Origin of the sequence: Agarivorans gilvus, from assembly GCF_001420915.1 — a bacterium.
Lineage (GTDB): Bacteria > Pseudomonadota > Gammaproteobacteria > Enterobacterales > Celerinatantimonadaceae > Agarivorans > Agarivorans gilvus.
Genome location: NZ_CP013021.1, coordinates 2133394 through 2149436 on the forward strand (window position 1 = coordinate 2133394; position 16043 = coordinate 2149436).

General features: G+C 47.7%; 14 protein-coding genes and 2 pseudogenes. 8 read left to right on the plus strand and 8 right to left on the minus strand.

The annotated features are described in order from the left end of the window. Nucleotides 1-4 precede the first annotated feature (4 nt). The 4 genes from nirD (at nucleotide 5) to AR383_RS10115 (ending at nucleotide 5178) form a co-directional block, all read left to right on the plus strand. A complete protein-coding gene (gene nirD, locus AR383_RS10100; protein ID WP_055733012.1) occupies nucleotides 5-349 on the plus strand; it encodes a nitrite reductase small subunit NirD in 345 nt (114 codons plus the stop codon). 84 nt (nucleotides 350-433) lie between these two features. Next, nucleotides 434-1900, plus strand: coding sequence for a NarK family nitrate/nitrite MFS transporter (locus AR383_RS10105; RefSeq protein WP_055733013.1), 1467 nt, complete (start codon nucleotides 434-436; stop codon nucleotides 1898-1900). Nucleotides 1901-1938: 38 nt separating this feature from the next. Continuing rightward, nucleotides 1939-3738, plus strand: coding sequence for a bifunctional protein-serine/threonine kinase/phosphatase (locus AR383_RS10110; protein WP_055733014.1), 1800 nt, complete (start codon nucleotides 1939-1941; stop codon nucleotides 3736-3738). A gap of 90 nt (nucleotides 3739-3828) precedes the next feature. Next, entirely contained in the window at nucleotides 3829-5178 is a 1350-nt protein-coding gene (locus AR383_RS10115; RefSeq protein ID WP_055733015.1) for an MATE family efflux transporter, read from the plus strand. A 4-nt stretch (nucleotides 5179-5182) separates the two neighbouring features. On the opposite strand, the gene ftsX is transcribed toward AR383_RS10115, so the two are convergent. The 3 genes and pseudogenes from ftsX to ftsY all read right to left on the minus strand — a co-directional run bounded on the left by ftsX (nucleotide 5183) and on the right by ftsY (nucleotide 8361). Then, entirely contained in the window at nucleotides 5183-6142 is a 960-nt protein-coding gene (gene ftsX / locus AR383_RS10120; RefSeq protein ID WP_055733016.1) for a permease-like cell division protein FtsX, read from the minus strand. Further along, nucleotides 6142-6822 carry a cell division ATP-binding protein FtsE gene (gene ftsE, locus AR383_RS10125; protein WP_055733017.1) on the minus strand — a complete coding sequence of 227 codons (681 nt, stop codon included), beginning with the start codon at nucleotides 6820-6822 and terminating at the stop codon, nucleotides 6142-6144. The genes ftsX and ftsE overlap by 1 nt, the downstream gene beginning before the upstream one ends. A 34-nt stretch (nucleotides 6823-6856) precedes the next feature. Then, nucleotides 6857-8361 (minus strand): annotated as a pseudogene (gene ftsY, locus AR383_RS10130) (signal recognition particle-docking protein FtsY). Nucleotides 8362-8464: 103 nt separating this feature from the next. Between ftsY and rsmD the strand changes: the two are divergent. Genes rsmD through AR383_RS10145 form a run of 3 tightly spaced genes read left to right on the plus strand, consistent with a single transcriptional unit; the run spans nucleotide 8465 to nucleotide 10647 of the window. Beyond that, nucleotides 8465-9079, plus strand: coding sequence for a 16S rRNA (guanine(966)-N(2))-methyltransferase RsmD (rsmD, locus tag AR383_RS10135; protein WP_055733018.1), 615 nt, complete (start codon nucleotides 8465-8467; stop codon nucleotides 9077-9079). Between the two features lie 12 nt (nucleotides 9080-9091). Next, nucleotides 9092-9358 (plus strand): DUF1145 domain-containing protein, encoded by a 267-nt coding sequence (locus tag AR383_RS10140; protein ID WP_083481569.1) that lies wholly within the window; start codon nucleotides 9092-9094, stop codon nucleotides 9356-9358. Beyond that, nucleotides 9355-10647 carry a BamA/TamA family outer membrane protein gene (locus tag AR383_RS10145; RefSeq protein ID WP_055733020.1) on the plus strand — a complete coding sequence of 431 codons (1293 nt, stop codon included), beginning with the start codon at nucleotides 9355-9357 and terminating at the stop codon, nucleotides 10645-10647. The genes AR383_RS10140 and AR383_RS10145 overlap by 4 nt, the downstream gene beginning before the upstream one ends. 12 nt (nucleotides 10648-10659) lie before the next feature. Here the strand turns inward: AR383_RS10145 and AR383_RS10150 are convergent, their stop codons facing one another. The 4 genes and pseudogenes from AR383_RS10150 to AR383_RS10165 all read right to left on the minus strand — a co-directional run bounded on the left by AR383_RS10150 (nucleotide 10660) and on the right by AR383_RS10165 (nucleotide 12893). Further along, nucleotides 10660-11250: a YhgN family NAAT transporter gene (locus AR383_RS10150; RefSeq protein WP_055733021.1), complete on the minus strand. Its 591-nt coding sequence runs from the start codon at nucleotides 11248-11250 to the stop codon at nucleotides 10660-10662. Nucleotides 11251-11486: 236 nt separating this feature from the next. Beyond that, nucleotides 11487-11732, minus strand: a complete 246-nt coding sequence (locus AR383_RS10155; protein ID WP_055733022.1) for a YecH family metal-binding protein — start codon at nucleotides 11730-11732, stop codon at nucleotides 11487-11489. Nucleotides 11733-11803: 71 nt separating this feature from the next. Beyond that, nucleotides 11804-12397: pseudogene (locus AR383_RS10160) on the minus strand (flagellin); the annotation flags it as partial. Between the two features lie 181 nt (nucleotides 12398-12578). After that, complete coding sequence (locus AR383_RS10165; RefSeq protein WP_055733024.1) at nucleotides 12579-12893, minus strand: putative signal transducing protein; 315 nt, start codon at nucleotides 12891-12893, stop codon at nucleotides 12579-12581. A 371-nt stretch (nucleotides 12894-13264) separates the two neighbouring features. Here AR383_RS10165 and AR383_RS10170 point away from each other — a divergent pair, with 371 nt between their 5' ends. Continuing rightward, nucleotides 13265-14467 (plus strand): ammonium transporter, encoded by a 1203-nt coding sequence (locus tag AR383_RS10170; RefSeq protein ID WP_055733025.1) that lies wholly within the window; start codon nucleotides 13265-13267, stop codon nucleotides 14465-14467. Between the two features lie 61 nt (nucleotides 14468-14528). On the opposite strand, the gene AR383_RS10175 is transcribed toward AR383_RS10170, so the two are convergent. Continuing rightward, nucleotides 14529-16034 (minus strand): Ppx/GppA phosphatase family protein, encoded by a 1506-nt coding sequence (locus tag AR383_RS10175; RefSeq protein ID WP_055733026.1) that lies wholly within the window; start codon nucleotides 16032-16034, stop codon nucleotides 14529-14531. Between the last annotated feature and the right edge of the window lie 9 nt (nucleotides 16035-16043).

Genomic DNA, 16043 nt, shown 5'->3' on the forward strand with positions numbered 1-16043 from the left:
AGTGATGATGAGTGAACTAGCAACTGAAACCTGGACCGAAGTCTGTCGCAAATCGCAGCTTAGCCCTGGCACCGGCGTCTGCGCCTTAGTCAAAGGCCAACAAATTGCCATTTTTTGGGAAGGCCTAAGTGATCAGATCTTTGCCTTAAGTAACTATTGCCCCTTTGGCAAAGTCAACATGTTATCACGCGGCATCATTGGCGATTACCAAGGCGAGTTAATGGTGGCCTCACCGCTTTACAAGCAGCGCTTTAGCCTAGCTACCGGACGCTGCCTTGATGACGAGAGCGTCAGCATTCCTACCTATAAGGTAAAAGTAGAAGGTGACAGCATCAAAGTCGCCGCTTAGCGCAAACTTCAACCAATAATAACAAACTGACCACGTCGGCTTCCGGCGTGGTCTACACCTCTTTACTGTTTTTGAGACATCATTATGAGTGCAGAACGCTTTAACTTATTTTCCTTTAGCGGGAAAATGAAGATACTCCACATGAGCTGGATGGCTTTTTTCATCACCTTTTTGGTCTGGTTCAACCATGCGCCATTAATGGCCAGCATAGCGACTAGCCTAGGCTTAACACCCAGCCAAATAAAAACCTTATTGATACTCAATGTGGCTTTAACCATTCCAGCCCGAATTGTAATTGGCATGTTCACCGATAGGTTTGGTCCTCGCCTTACTTATTCATGTTTGCTGGCTGTTTGTTCCCTCCCCTGTTTCATGTTCGCTTTTGCCAATAGTTTTGAGCAGGCGGCAATAGCACGCTTTCTACTAGGCTTTATTGGCGCGGGTTTCGTCATCGGCATTCGCATGGTATCGGAATGGTTTCCGGCCAAAGAGCTTGGCACGGCAGAAGGTATTTATGGCGGCTGGGGCAACTTTGGTAGCGCCGCTGCCGCCATATTACTGCCCAGCCTTGCATTGATCTTTGGTGGCGAAGATGGCTGGCGCTATGCGGTTGCCGCAACGGGCGTACTCAGCCTGCTATTTAGTATTATTTACTACAAAAACAGCAGCGATACGCCTAAGGGTTCTACCTATTTTAAACCCCAAAATGTCGGAGCAATGGAAGTCACCAGCAAAGCCGATTTGGCGTTATTGCTGATCATGAAACTGCCGATGTACGCGACCTTGGCCTTATTAGCCTGGAAACTCTCTCCTGCTGGGGTAAAAATGCTTAGCCAAGAACTGGTTTACTCCTGTTACCTTGCTTTGATTGCCCTTTACGCTTTGGATTTTTGGAAAACTTATCAAGTTAATAAAAACCTGTTTGTAAAGCCGGTCGCTGACATCGAAAAGTATAAATTTAAACAAGTTGCGGTTCTCAACGTCTTGTACTTTGCCACGTTTGGCTCAGAACTCGCGGTAGTGTCAATGTTGCCGCTGTTTTTTAGTGAGGTATTTAAACTCGACATGGTGTATGCCGGTTTGCTCGCTTCGGCTTACGCATTTATGAATTTAGCTTCGCGCCCTGGTGGCGGCTGGATTTCCGACCGTTTTGGTCGCAAAAAAACCTTGTTAATACTCACTGCAGGGCTAGCCTTGGGTTACTTTGGCATGGGTCAGATTGACGGTACTTGGCCACTGTTTTTGGCGGTAGCAATGGCAATGGCCTGCTCCTTTTTTGTACAAGCAGGTGAAGGCGCTGTGTTTGCGGCCGTACCGCTAATCAAACGTCGTTTAACCGGACAAATCGCCGGGATGACAGGGGCATACGGAAACGTTGGTGCGGTCTTTTACCTCACCGTACTCAGCCTGGTCAGCTACCAAAGCTTTTTTTATGTGATTGGCGCAACAGCCATACTTGGCTTTGTTACCCTACTGTTACTAGAAGAGCCTAAAGGAAGCATCGCTGAAGTAGGCCCTGATGGCGAAGTTACGCTAATCAGTGTTAGCTAACTAACTCAGCTTGAACCCAGTTTAAGGAAAGAAACCGAGTGTTAGAACCAGCAACATCCGCCGCAATAGCTGCGGATAGCAAGCAAGTTAGCCACAGCGAAAAAGCACCCTCTGTCGCTAGCAGCAAATTGGAGGCGTCCTTTGGGGGCGCCTCCATTTGTGGTCCCAAAGCAGAAAATCAAGACGCTTGTGTTGCCAAAGTGCCTACATCTTGGGCTCGTTATTACAAGGGGATTGTGGCGGTATTAGCCGATGGTTTGAGCAGTGCCGAGCACGCTAAAATGGCCGCCCATATCTCTGTAACTCAATTCGTAGAGGACTATTACGCCACACCAGAGAGTTGGTCTGTTAATAAATCGGCGGCTCAAGTCGCTAAGTCCTTGAACAATTGGTTATTTCAACAAGGCCAGCAAACTGGCTCCTATGCCTGCACCTTGTCAGCTTTAATTGTTAAATCTCGGCAAGCTCACTTATTCCATGTTGGTGATAGTCGAATTTACCGCTTACGCGGCGATACTCTGCGCCAGCTCACTCGCGATCATGTGCAAATTCGCGGTAACCAAAAAAACCACCTCACCCGAGCGATGGGCGTCGATTCGAGTCTAGAGCTCGACTATTCAAGCTGTGACATTGAACCAGGGGATTTGTATCTACTGAGTAGTGATGGCCTACACGACGCTCTCAGCGAGCAACAGTTAAAAACCCTGTTACAAGGCAACTTTACTAGCTTAGAGCAGCAAGCCCAGACCATGGTTAAGGCTGCCGAGCTAGCGGGAAGCGACGATAACATCAGCGCCATGTTGGTCAGCATTGATAATGTAGCGCTAGCCGAGTTAGATGAAAGCCGTGCCCAGTTACTCAATTTGCCCATTCCCCCGGTCATGTCGGTGGGTAATAAGATTGACCATTATCGGGTTTGTGAAGTTATTCATAGTAGTCCGCGCAGCCATGTCTACTTAGTGGAAGAGCTGAATCAACTTGCTCAACAACAAGGCCGGGTTAAAATCCTTAAAGCGCCAGATGCCAACATGGCAGATGACCAAGATTATATGACCGGTTTCGCCCGAGAAGAATGGGTGGGTCGAGTCGTGAATAGTCCTTATATCATGCGAACCTTTGAGCCTCAGCAGCATCGTCGTTTTCGCTACATAGTTGCAGAATATGTTCCGGGTATTACCCTACGCCAATGGATGGAGCAGCACCCCCATCCTCCACTAACTCAGGTATTAAGGCTGCTACAAAAGCTGGCCAAAGCCCTACGCACCTTGCGCCGTTATGAAATGGTGCACCGAGATCTAAAACCGGAAAACATCATTATCAGCGCCAATGAACAGCTAAAACTGGTGGATTTTGGAACCGTACTGTCTGCCGAACAACTGGAGCAAAGCCAAACCAATACGGCTCCCGTTGGCTCCGTGCAATATATCGCACCCGAGTACCTACTGGGTGAAACCGGCCATCACCGCAGCGACATATTTTCCTTTGCCGTTATCGCCTATGAAATGCTATCTGGGAAGCTGCCTTTTAAGCAGGCCAACCGCCAACAAATAGCTCGACGCCATTATGCAGACTGGCATTACCAAACCATTCAACAGTTCCGCAACGATTTACCAGACTGGTTAGACGCAGCTCTAGAGCATGGCTGCCAAGCCAAGCCACAACAGCGCTATCAAAGCCTGTCGGAGCTGCTACATGACATGCAGCATGCCAATCCAAAACTACGCCTTAATCACCAAGGCAAACCTTTAATTGAGCGCAACCCAGTACGTTTTTGGCAGTCAAGCTGCGTAATATTGTTGTTAATAATACTGTGGCTGAGTTATCGACAATTTAGCTAATTTTCATTAATTAAAAACCAACTTACGTAAAAGCCTGAACTCCCCTAAGTGCCTACTATAAGCGCACTTTTCTGCTAGTTTGTGGTTAGCATGTCGTCAACCCCCAAAAGTAAAACCTTAGAAAAAGGCCTGTTCGGTATGGCCTTACCGATATTTGGTGAATTCTCCTTGAACATGTCGGTGCCGGTGCTAGACGCCTTATTTCTGAGTCAGGTGTCTGATCAAGCCGCCGCATCGGTGGGTGCAGTGATGCCGTGGTTTTCTATGGCCATCGTTTTTTTTGCCGCCACTGGCATTGCCGGAGCGAGTCTCGCCTCGCAATACATGGGCAAACAGAATTACTCACGCGCCAATCTGATACTGGCCGGTTTAGTCATATTAAGCCTAATTACCGGGCTGCTTTGTGGGCTATTTTTCCTTAGCCAAGCCGGCAATATTGGTCGCTGGATGAGCCTGCCCAACAACATGCATGCAATGGCGACTGAATATTTGATTATCGCCGGCTCCGCCATTGGCTTCATGGGCTTAAGAATGACCCTCGCCAATATCTGCAACAGCTATGGACAGTCGCATTGGAATACCATATCGGCGGCGGTGATGTTGGTTAGCAATGTCATCGGTAATGGCGTATTGGTGCTGGGCTGGTTTGGTGCAACACCACTAGGGGTCACTGGGGTAGCCATCGCGAGCCTAATTGCTTGGGTACTCAGCTTAAGCTTTAATTTATTCGTCGTAATACTACTGATAAAAGTACGTTTGCCATTGCTAGAGGCAATAAAACAGCCGAGCAAAACCTTAACGCCCATTCTTAAAATTGCCGTGCCTTCAGCCCTCGAACCCTTTTCTTATCAGAGCTTTGTCATGGTGATGAATCTAATGATAGTGCAGTTGGGTGAGGCGGCCATCACCATTCGTATTTATGCCTTAAATATTTACGTTTATTGCACCATGTTATTGATTGCCTTAGGGGTGGCCAATACCATGCTAGTTACCCAATTAGCCGGAGCCGGCAAATTTGAAGAATGCCATCAACAGATGCGCCAAGGGCTACGATGGGGCTTAAGTGCAGTAGCGGTAGTAGCTAGCCTCATTTATCTATTTCACCAAGCGCTATTGGAGATCTTCACCGACAACCCTGAAGTACTGGGTTTGGGGGTAATAGTGTGCCTGATTCATAGCATCAACGAGCCCTGCCGAGCAGTCAACATCATTAGCGGTAATGTATTACGTGGCTGCGGTGATGCCATTTATGTTACTGGCAACGCAATCGCCGTGACTTGGCTATTTTCGGTACCCTTGGCTTACTTGTTGGGCATTTACTGGGGACTAGGTCTTTACGCAATTTTATTAGCAGGGGTGCTGGATGAATTCATTCGCAGCCAAATTAACTGGCGTCGCTGGAAGAGTGATAAATGGAAGCGAAAACTCGCTCCCGACTAACTCACTAACTGGGTTCAATTTCTTTGATATGGCGATGCACCGAAAACCAAGAGGCAATTAAGCCCAGTAAGGTGGCAAATAGCATCAGCAAAGCAAATTCACGGAAATCCAAACCAGATAGGTAAATATCCTGCTGATACAACAAGCCCACTTGTTGTAAGGCATATTCAGTCCAGATCAGCAGGATATTGCCCAATACCCAAGCCATTAGCCCGCCAACAATACCAAACCAAAAACCGGTATAAAGAAACGGCCGCTGAATAAAAGCATCGGTAGCGCCAACCAACTTCATCACTTCAATTTCATTACGGCGGTTAAGAATATTTAAACGCAGCGTATTACTAATGATTAAGGCTACCGCGCTCAAGAGTAGTAAAATCAGCAACCATGCAGCCTGCTGAAACATCGACACCATGGTATCTAAGCGCTCTAGCCATTCTATGTCTAAACGGCCTTCATCTACCAAACTGTGCTGCTGCAAACTTTCCAGCAGAATTTTAGCCGCGCCGGCACTGTTAAAGTCGGCGCTGGGTTGTACCAATAAAACATCAGGTAAGGGATTCTCTGGCAATAGGGTGAGCACATCTTCAAAGCCGCTGGTTTGTTGAAACTCTTCCAAACCCTGTTGCTTGGTCACTAGCTCAACACTGGCTACCTGCTCCATGCTAGCAATATTTTGCTGCAAAGCATCACGCTGCTGCGGACTAATGTCTTGACGAAGAAACAGGCTGATTTGGCTATCGCTCTTCCAATAATTGGTGAGCTGCTGAATATTTTTGGTCGCCAGATAGAAGCTCGACGGCAAGGCTAAACACACACCAATTACCGCTATGGTTAATAGGGAGCTCGCTGGCGTGCGCCATAACTCGCCAAGGCTGGCAATACACTGCTGTAGATGGCGCACCCAAAACATCATAAAACGTACCGGAAAACTCACCTTCACTTGCGGCTTTGCTCCCACCATTATCGCGCCTCCTGAGCCTGAACCGCGCTGTCTAACAGCTGGCCGTTGCTTAATACCAAGCGTTGATAATGCATTTTGGCAATCAAACTCAAGTCGTGGCTGGCAATGAGCACCGCCACTCCCACTCGGTTAAACTCTTCAAACAAACGAAAGATTTCTAAGGACAAGGCCGGGTCAAGATTACCGGTGGGCTCGTCGGCAATCAAAATAGAGGGTTTATTCACCACCGCTCGAGCAATACCCACCCGCTGCTGTTCACCGCCAGAGAGAATCACTGGGGTACATTTGGCTTTGTCGAGCAAACCCACCTTATCTAAGGCTGCCGCCACGCGACGTTTAATGTTGTGCATGCTGTAACCTTCAATCACCAAGGGAAGCGCTACGTTATCAAATACCGTACGATCCATGAGCAATTTGTGGTCTTGAAAGATCACGCCCATTTGGCGGCGTAAGTAAGGTATTTTGCGATGGCTAATTCGGCTGATGTCGTCACCATTCACCCATACCTTGCCGTCACTAGGGCGTTCCATAGCAGTAATCAGTTTAAGCAAGGTACTCTTGCCAGCGCCAGAATGGCCGGTTAAAAATGCCATTTTTCCATGGGCAAGTTGAAACGATACTTTTTGTAAGGCGCGTTGGCTACCAGGATACACCTTACTCACTTGTTCAAAACGGATCATTCATCGACCTTTTCTGGCTAGTGCATTTACTTAATTAGGCTTCGTCACTCTCTTCCTGACTGAATAAGGCATCAACGAAGGCTTGGGCTTCAAATTCACGTAAATCATCGATCCCTCACCCACACCAATATAACGGATCGGCAAGGCAAACTTATCCGCCAAGGCAAAAATCACTCCACCCTTAGCCGTGCCGTCAAGCTTGGTGAGAGTTAAGCCACTTAGCCCCACCGCCTGATTAAACAAGTTTGCCTGACTAATCGCATTTTGGCCGGTGCTGGCGTCAATGGTTAACATAATTTCATGGGGAGCAGCATCGTCCAACTTCTTCATTACTCGAACAATTTTCTTTAGCTCTTCCATTAAGTGCGCTTTATTCTGCAAGCGTCCAGCGGTGTCGGCAATCAATACATCGATATTTCGTGACTTAGCTGCTTGAAAGGCATCAAAAATTACCGAAGCGCTATCGGCGCCGGTATGCTGTGCAATCACCGGGATTTGATTTCGTTCGCCCCATACTTGCAACTGCTCTACTGCCGCGGCTCTAAAGGTATCACCCGCCGCCAACATCACCGACTTGCCTTGGCTTTGGTATTGCTTGGCCAGCTTGCCAATGGTGGTGGTTTTACCCACGCCATTTACGCCCACCATTAAAATCACAAACGGCCCTTCACTACGGCTAACATCCAAGGGCGCTTCAACCTGTTTAAGTAGGCTGCCCATATCTGACTTAAGCTGCTGATAGAGTGCTTCGCCATCTTTGAGCTCGCTGCGTTTCACGTGACTTTCCAAGTTTTGGATAATTTTCAGCGTAGTGTCCACCCCAACATCGGCCACCAGCAGTTGTTCTTCTAACTCTTCAAAAAGCTCATCATCGATTTTGCGCCCCTTGAATAGCGAGAAAAAGCCCCAGCCTAGATTTTGTCGCGTGCGGCGTAAGCCAGCTCGCAAACGGGCGAATAGGCCCATTTTTTTCACGGGCTCTGCAGCCTCAGAACTGACTCGCTTTTCTGACTCAGCTTCGGCTTCACTTTCGGCTTGGGCTTCACGCTCGGCTTGAGCTTCACGTTCGGCTTGCGCTGCAAGTTCGGCTTGGGCTGCAAGCTCGGCTTGCGCTTCAAGCTCGGTTTGGGCTGCAAGCTCGGCTTGGGCTGCAAGCTCGGCTTGGGCTGCAAGCTCGGCTTGGGCTGCAAGCTCGGCTTGGGCTGCAAGCTCGGCTTGGGCTGCAAGTTCGGCTTGGGCTTCACGCTCGGCTTGGGCTGCAAGTTCGGCTTGGGCTGCAAGTTCGGCTTGCGCTTCACGTTCGGCTTGCGCTTCAAGCTCGGCTTGCGCTGCAAGTTCGGCTTGCGCTTCACGTTCGGCTTGCGCTTCAAGCTCGGCTTGCGCTTCACGTTCGGCTTGCGCTTCAAGCTCGGCTTGTTGCTGCTGAGCTAAATCAAGTGCTTCTTGCTCAGTGGATGCTTGCTCGGAAGGATCGTTAGATTGTTGTTCGTTGTTTTTATTTCGGCCAAACCAAGAAAATAGGCCCTTCTTTTTTGCCATTACTGCAAAACCTTTTTACCAGTAAACGACGTTGGCTGTTACAATGCCCACGTCCAATCAATATTGCTCGAATATTAACATAGTTTCTCAATGGTCTAAGTAAATGGCACGGCTTTCCGCAAGAAAACATACAAATCAAACTAACAATCCCCGTAAAGGCAGTGGTCAGATAAGGATTATTGCCGGCCAATGGCGTGGTAGAAAACTCAAGGTATTGAATAGTGAAGGCTTACGCCCCACCACTGACCGAGTCAAAGAAACCGTATTTAACTGGTTGAGCCCCTACCTTCACCAAAGCCATTGCCTCGATTTATTCGCCGGCAGTGGCGGCTTAGGTTTTGAAGCCTTATCACGTTATGCGGCCTTTAGCACTTTTGTTGAAAAAGATGCCGCGGCCGCCAAACAGTTAAAAGCTAACCTACAACTATTGGAGCTTTCAAGCGAGCAGGCCAAGCTAGTCAACCAAGACGCTTTGCAGTTTTTAAATCAGCGTCCTAGCGAACCCTACGACGTGGTATTTATCGACCCACCGTTTCGCAAGAACTTACTGCAGCCCAGCTGTGAGTTATTACACCTCAACGGTTGGCTTAAGCCAGATGCCTTGGTTTATCTAGAATTTGAAAACGAAGGTAGCGAGCCCAACTTACCCAACAACTGGCAGTGCATTAAACAAAAGCAAGCCGGTCAAGTGAATTACCGTTTATATCAAGTTGAATAAGAGTTAAGCACGATGTTTATTAAAATAGGAAAAGCCTTCATGGCCGCCATGTGGCTAGCCATGTTACTCAGCCCGGTTATTTTTGTGGCGCCGTATAACTGGATCTTACCGCTAGTAGGCGGCTTTCTTCTGCTATTACATGCAGTACAACTCTTTGCCATTGTTGGCACCCTGCAACAAGCAGGCGTATTAAGAAAAGGCGACAAATTACAAATTTTAATTTTTGGCTTTTTTGCGATGTGGCAAATCCATAAGCGCATGTCGGAACAGCAAAAGTGAAGCTAATTCAGCTTGCTTGTGCCAGCATGGGATGTGTAAGTCTGGCCAGTACAGCAATGAATGTCACTATTTTAGAAGATGCCCAGCACCAACGCAGCGGCTCATGGACTCAAATTTTACCTTATGCCTACTACACCGAAAACCTACAATGGGGAGTAGGTGTTGGAGTCGGCGCAGCTGGATATATTCAATCAAGCGCAAGCATGGTGGCAACAGCGACCGTCACCAGCAACAATAGCTGGATGGGCTTTCTTTACAGCGGTGACTACCAACTGCCTTTTGCCGATAGGCTGTTTTTTGATACCACCCTATACCGCACCAACTTCACCCACAATCCACAGTATGTGAATGGTAATCCAGACTATTCCGACCAAGCAGCGGGTAGCAACGATTCCAGCATCAATAATCGTGTTTTTAGCCATACTCAAGGCCAAGAATACCGCTTTCGCTTTCGTTACTTACTGCCAATCGGCCACGCTAAAGATTCACCAATTCATACCTTTAGAGTACGCAAGGGTGAAGTGCTCGAAGGCTATCAGGCCGGAGGTGATAGTTGGAATCCGCTCAGCAGTGGCCGAACCATCGTTCAGTTAGAGCCGTATTTTTGGCAGCAAGATATTGGCGAATACAATGCTTACCAATACGCGACGAAATCTGCTGGACTGCGTTTAGAACTGGAATACGACAACCGAAATTACCATCAAAACCCTACTCGTGGCAGCCGCCAGCGTTTTAGTATCACTCGAGATTGGGGAGGCAATAGTCGTCCGTCTTGGTCGCTTTGGGAGTTTTCGGCCGCTAAATATATTAGCTTACCGCGTCGCTCTTGGGCTCAAAATCAAGTAATAGCACTGGGTTTTGCTACCTCAGATACACCAACTTGGAATAGTAGCAGCCAACACGATGGACAAACCCGTTATCACCGCCCGGCATGGTTTGCTGGCTCGCGCTTAGGAGGCATGGATAGGTTAAAGGGCTACGAAGCAGCGCGTTTTCACGACCGCTCAATGATTTATTACTCTGCGGAATACCGTTTTACCCCAAATTGGAATCCTTTGCCTAAAGTGCCAGTGATGAACTGGTTCAACGTACCCGCTTGGTACTGGGTAGCCTTTGCCGAAGCCGGCCGAGTGGCCGACCAATACAATCTAGCCACCTTGCATCGCGATATGAAATACAGCCTAGGCCTAAGCCTAAGAATCATGATGGAAGGCGTAGTACTGCGCGGTGATATAGCCAGCAGCGGTGATGACAATGTATTTCGTCTGGGGATCAACCACCCCTACTAGCCTGCTTGCGGATTACAGGGATAACCAGTAGTCCGCAATCCCATCTAGGAACATTTGTACCGACAACATAATCAGCAACATGCCCATCAAGCGCTCCATTGCCTTGAGGCCTTTTTCTCCCAGCAAGCGCAATAAAATACCGCTGAAAAGGAAAATCACCACGCTGATCCCCCAAGCGATTAACAGGGCTAACGACCAGTCCAGCATTCGACTACCATCTTGATTAGCTAGCAGCATTAACGAAGCTAATACCGATGGTCCAGCAATCATCGGGATCGCCATCGGCACCAAGAAGGGCTCTTCCCCTGCGGCGAGGCCCGCCACCCCACCAGGCTTAGGGAAGATCATTCTTAAAGCAATCAAGAATAAAATCACGCCACCCGCAATACTAACGGCTTCCTGACGCAAATTTAAAAAGCCGAGGATTTGTTCACCAGCAAACAAGAAGGAGAACATCACAACCAAGGCAAATACCAGTTCACGTAATAATACGATGCGTCGGCGTTTAGGATCGAGGTGCTTCACCATACTGAGGAATACTGGCAAATTGCCTAGCGGATCCATGATTAAAAACAACATCACAGCTGCCGATAACATATCCATTAACTGACTCTCTTACTCGTGGTTATTACAAGATATAAAAAAGCCAGAGCATAACACTCTGGCTTGTTCGACGCTCAGCATAATTTCATTTCAATAGTCATGGTTTAGCCAAGCAATAGGTTTTAAAGGATAAAACAAACAACTATCAAATGGCGGTGTTATTCATCGTTTAAACCCTAGGCAACCGCTCGCTATAACTCGCGAAGGAAACGGCTAAAAAGCACCGTCTTTAGACATTAATGGTGCGAACAGATCTTTGATTCACTAGTAGTAAAGCCGTGCTCAGCTTCAACAAACTTACCGCGCTCTTTCAATAACGCGATCAATTGCTTGGCATTCATATCCTTGTGGCTACAGGTATGATAGCGACTAGCTTCACCAAAGGTATCATTCATTAACTGCTCTAAAGATTCAGCGGTGTAGCTTCCACCCTGCGCTAACATCAGTTCCATGACTTTGTGTCCATGAATAGATTGACTCATTGCGATCTCCCAAAAAAAAGCGGTGGTCACTATATCAGCAGACCACCGCGTCTTTTTTGCGTTAAAACAAGCTAGATAAGTCTATCGATATTTTTTGCTGCCAATTGCTGCTGGTAAGACTGAATAGAACTCTGTAACAAGGCATCATTTTGCGCCTGCTGAGAGGTAGACTGAGCATAATTGGTGTCGAGAATGCGTGAACGCGCAGCACTTTGTGCCTCTATCGCGGCTTGAGTTGAGCGAAAGGCCGACTCTGCGGCATTACTTGAAGCGCCTAACTCAGCTTGCGTGCCATCAGTGGTTTGCTGGGCGCCTTGTAAAGCAGCTTGAGCGGTGGCGGGATCGTTCAAGTCGATACTATCAACGCCTAAGTCAGTGGCATTAGGAATGGCAGCTGTATTGGCGTCGACTTGCGCTTGTAAGGCCGCTATGTCGTCGGCATTATAAATACCGTTGCCACTTTGCACCACCAAGGCCTGATTTTGCTGTAATAGCTCGGTAGTACCCTGTAGTTGAGCTGACTGGATATTGTTTAAGCTCACTTGGTTTTGGTAGATATTACTATAAGCTTCATCGGCATTAATCCCACTGGTTAAACGCCCCGATATTTGCAAACCTGCCGGATCATCAGCTGCGGAATTAATCCGCTTACCGGAAGCTAATTTTTCAGCTTGTTCTTCCTGCCGCTTCTTCGCCTGCTCCATATAAAAGTCAGACGGAGCGGTCGTGGTTGAAACTTGCGAAATAGCCATAACACACCTTCTATAAAACTGTTTCTAGGGGAAAACCTAGCTGTACACTATTTAAGCATACCATTAATCTATAAATAGCGCAGCTTTTACACGCCTATTTGGGGGCATTTTCGCACTGGCAAGACCAGCAATATTCAAAGCTACCGGGGTTAATTTCACCGCATTCAAAACAAGTCCATTCAAGCTTTTGATTACGCTGATAATCTTTCAAGGCTAACTTGGCTCGCTCCCAGGCATATAAATTCACCTTCAAACTCACTTGAATAACTTCCATAGGAAGTTCACCGGCAGCTCCCGCGCAATATTGCCCATCGATGTGAGTTTCAATGCCAATATTGCCCAACATACCTTGCAACAACGCCGCTTCTAGTAAATTTTCAGCCCGATATAGCTCATGCCATTGCTCCATGAAGCTCTCCTTTTTAATCCTTGTTGTAACTATAGACCCGCATATTACTCTGCGTCGCGAAAAGCACTCTAATACGAATCAGCAAGCTCTAGCGCATAATTTAGGCTCTTCGTCCACTTAGCCACGCAACAAGACTAAGCACCAAAACAACACAACCGCGCACCAAAATGGACAAATCCACAAATTAATCACGCTTAAAGACGCACCAAACTAGTACTAAATTATGTAAAAACCACGTTAACATCGCGTTAAACGCCTTATATTGCATCAACTTAGTGCCGTAGTGAGAACTTATGGTGCAACATAGGCATAGTCCTTGCTTACTTTTGGCGCATTAAAAATCAATAGAAAACACTTAGGGAGTATTTTTAATGGAGAATATTAGTGAAGCGATCGACGTTTTGTCGCAAAGCGCGAACACTTTATTTATTCTGCTGGGCGCAATCATGGTTCTGGCAATGCATGCGGGCTTTGCTTTTTTAGAAGTCGGAACGGTTCGCCACAAAAACCAAGTTAACGCCTTAGTAAAGATCATTACCGACTTTGCGTTTTCTGGCTTGGCTTACTTTATTGTGGGTTACTATCTCGCTTACGGTAGCCACTTTTTTAATAGCGCCGAAATTCTTAGCCAAGGCAATGGCTACGAGTTGGTGAAATTTTTCTTCTTATTGACCTTTGCCGCAGCTATTCCTGCCATTGTCTCTGGTGGTATTGCTGAGCGAGGAAAATTTTATCCCTTCCTGATCGCTTCATCACTAATTGTAGGACTGGTTTACCCGATCTTTGAAGGCATCATTTGGAACGGCAATTACGGCTTTCAAGCTTGGTTAGAAGCTCAATTTGGTGCTGCCTTTCACGATTTTGCTGGTTCTGTGGTGGTGCATGCCATGGGTGGCTGGTTAGCGTTAGTGGCAATAAAAATATTGGGCGCACGTAAAGGCCGTAAACCCGGTGTTGCCTTTGCTCCTTCCAACATTCCCTTCCTCGCTTTAGGCGCATGGGTACTCACTGTGGGTTGGTTCGGCTTCAACGTTATGTCTGCCCAAACCATGGATGGAATCAGTGGCTTAGTGGCGGTAAACACACTCATGGCCATGGTAGGCGGAACCATAGTGGCCTTGCTAATTGGCCGCAACGACCCCGGTTTCGTGCACAATGGTCCCTTAGCGGGATTAGTTGCAGTGTGTGCCGGTTCCGACTTGATGCATCCACTCGGCGCATTGGTCACCGGAGGCATTGCCGGAGCCTTATTCGTATGGGTATTTACTTGGTTACAGCAACACTCCAAGCTTGATGACGTATTAGGCGTATGGCCACTGCACGGCCTCTGTGGAGTATGGGGTGGTATTGCTGCTGGTATCTTTGGCAGCCAAGCTTTAGGTGGCTTAGGCGGCGTCTCTTTCGCTAGCCAGTTAATTGGTAGCTTGTTAGGTGTAGCAATTGCCTTAATTGGCGGTGTGATTGTCTATGGTGCAGTGAATGCGGTAGCTGGGCTGCGTTTGTCTGAAGAAGATGAATTCCACGGAGCTGACTTAGCCATTCACAAAATTAGCGCGACCAATAACGACCGCTAAAACTCAAGGCGCTCACCACAAGGGTGAGCGCCTTATTCTTGCAACCTTCAAATCGCTTGAGCTACAACTCGATAATGTCCAAGTTATAATCGATTTGGCTTAAATACTGTTGCTCATTCTCTAAATCAGCTCGAGTGAGTGGGTTGTTTTGCAGCCACTGCTGCTCCAGCAACAAACTCATTTGCTGTTCAGCCGCTCTAAACTGTATTTCAGGCAAGGCCTGACGACGCTTACCTCGATTAAAGATCACCGCCAAACGTAATACTAAACAAGCCTTGAGCAAGGCGCTATTGTCTAATGGAAACTGCTTACTAGGGAAACGCTTACGGTGAGCCAATACCAAGGCCGCAAGGTGCTGTTGCTCAATACGAGAGAAACCGGCAAGGTCGACATTCTCTACTATGTAAGCGCCATGCTTGTGATAGTCATTATGCGCTACATCCAAGCCCACCAAAAACAACAGCGAAGCCCAAGTGAGCAATTTACTGGTTTCTAACTCATCTAAGTCCCAAGTTTCAGCTACCTGCTTAAGCAACAATTGGCAAGTATTATCGACTCGCTCACTCAATTGGCTATCTACATGATAACGCTCAGCTAATCGCTGCACGCTGCTAGGCCGAATATCGGTATGCTCTAGGCGTCCTTTCAATTCATACAACAAACCTTCACGCAAGGCCGATTCGGCAGCGTGCATGGTGTCGATATTTAGGGCTTGGAAAATCGCGTGTAATACCACAACCCCACCCAAGAACACCGGCTGGCGCTCTTCAGAAAGGCCTTTAAGTGGCAAGTTACACTCACCGGCTTCAAGGTAGCAATTAAGAATGGCTTCTAGGCCTGCTAGCTGAATATCAGCATCACAGAACTGGTTTTCAGCACAGACTTTAGCCACCGCTTTTATGGTTCCGGAGGCACCAAGGCACTCCTGCCAACCATGATCAAGATAATCTTCTACCGCTGGAAATAACTGTTGGGAGCAGTACACATTGGCTTTTTCTAGGCGGTTTTTACTAACCCGTCCATTCTTAAAAAATAACTTGGTAATCGCCACACAGCCCATGTCTAAGCTTTCTTTAAGCTTAAGCTCCATGCCCTCACCTAAGGCGAGTTCAGTGCTGCCACCACCGATATCCACCACTAAACGCGGCCCATTGGTAGGCGCTTGATAATGAGCAACACCAAGATAGATTAGGCGAGCTTCTTCTTCACCGGAAATGACCTCGACCGGATGACCCAAGCGCTGCTGGGCGGCCTGCAGAAACACCTCTGAATCGATAATGCTACGTAGGGTCTTAGTGCCCACCACTCGAACACTGCCGGGCTTAAACTCTCTGAGCCGCTCGCCAAAGCGATCTAAGCAGGCTTGGGCTCGATTCCAAGCGGCGGCGTCTAAACTGCCGTCATCTTGCAAGCCCCAGCCTAAGCGCACCATCTCTTTAACTTTATCGCGGATTTTTAGCTCACCATCTTGCCAATCAGCAATAATTAAATGGAAGCTATTACTGCCTAAATCCAATGCAGCCAACTGCTCGGTTTTCGGACTCAATAAACGCGACAAATTAAACATATTTCAACC

Coding starts and splice junctions, on each gene's coding strand:
- nirD (WP_055733012.1), top strand. CDS start 5: ATGATGAGTGAACTAGCAACTGAAACCTGGACCGAAGTCTGTCGCAAA.
- AR383_RS10105 (WP_055733013.1), top strand. CDS start 434: ATGAGTGCAGAACGCTTTAACTTATTTTCCTTTAGCGGGAAAATGAAG.
- AR383_RS10115 (WP_055733015.1), top strand. CDS start 3,829: ATGTCGTCAACCCCCAAAAGTAAAACCTTAGAAAAAGGCCTGTTCGGT.
- ftsX (WP_055733016.1), bottom strand. CDS start 6,142: ATGGTGGGAGCAAAGCCGCAAGTGAAGGTGAGTTTTCCGGTACGTTTT.
- ftsE (WP_055733017.1), bottom strand. CDS start 6,822: ATGATCCGTTTTGAACAAGTGAGTAAGGTGTATCCTGGTAGCCAACGC.
- rsmD (WP_055733018.1), top strand. CDS start 8,465: ATGGCACGGCTTTCCGCAAGAAAACATACAAATCAAACTAACAATCCC.
- AR383_RS10140 (WP_083481569.1), top strand. CDS start 9,092: ATGTTTATTAAAATAGGAAAAGCCTTCATGGCCGCCATGTGGCTAGCC.
- AR383_RS10150 (WP_055733021.1), bottom strand. CDS start 11,250: ATGGATATGTTATCGGCAGCTGTGATGTTGTTTTTAATCATGGATCCG.
- AR383_RS10155 (WP_055733022.1), bottom strand. CDS start 11,732: ATGAGTCAATCTATTCATGGACACAAAGTCATGGAACTGATGTTAGCG.
- AR383_RS10165 (WP_055733024.1), bottom strand. CDS start 12,893: ATGGAGCAATGGCATGAGCTATATCGGGCTGAAAATTTACTAGAAGCG.
- AR383_RS10170 (WP_055733025.1), top strand. CDS start 13,265: ATGGAGAATATTAGTGAAGCGATCGACGTTTTGTCGCAAAGCGCGAAC.
- AR383_RS10175 (WP_055733026.1), bottom strand. CDS start 16,034: ATGTTTAATTTGTCGCGTTTATTGAGTCCGAAAACCGAGCAGTTGGCT.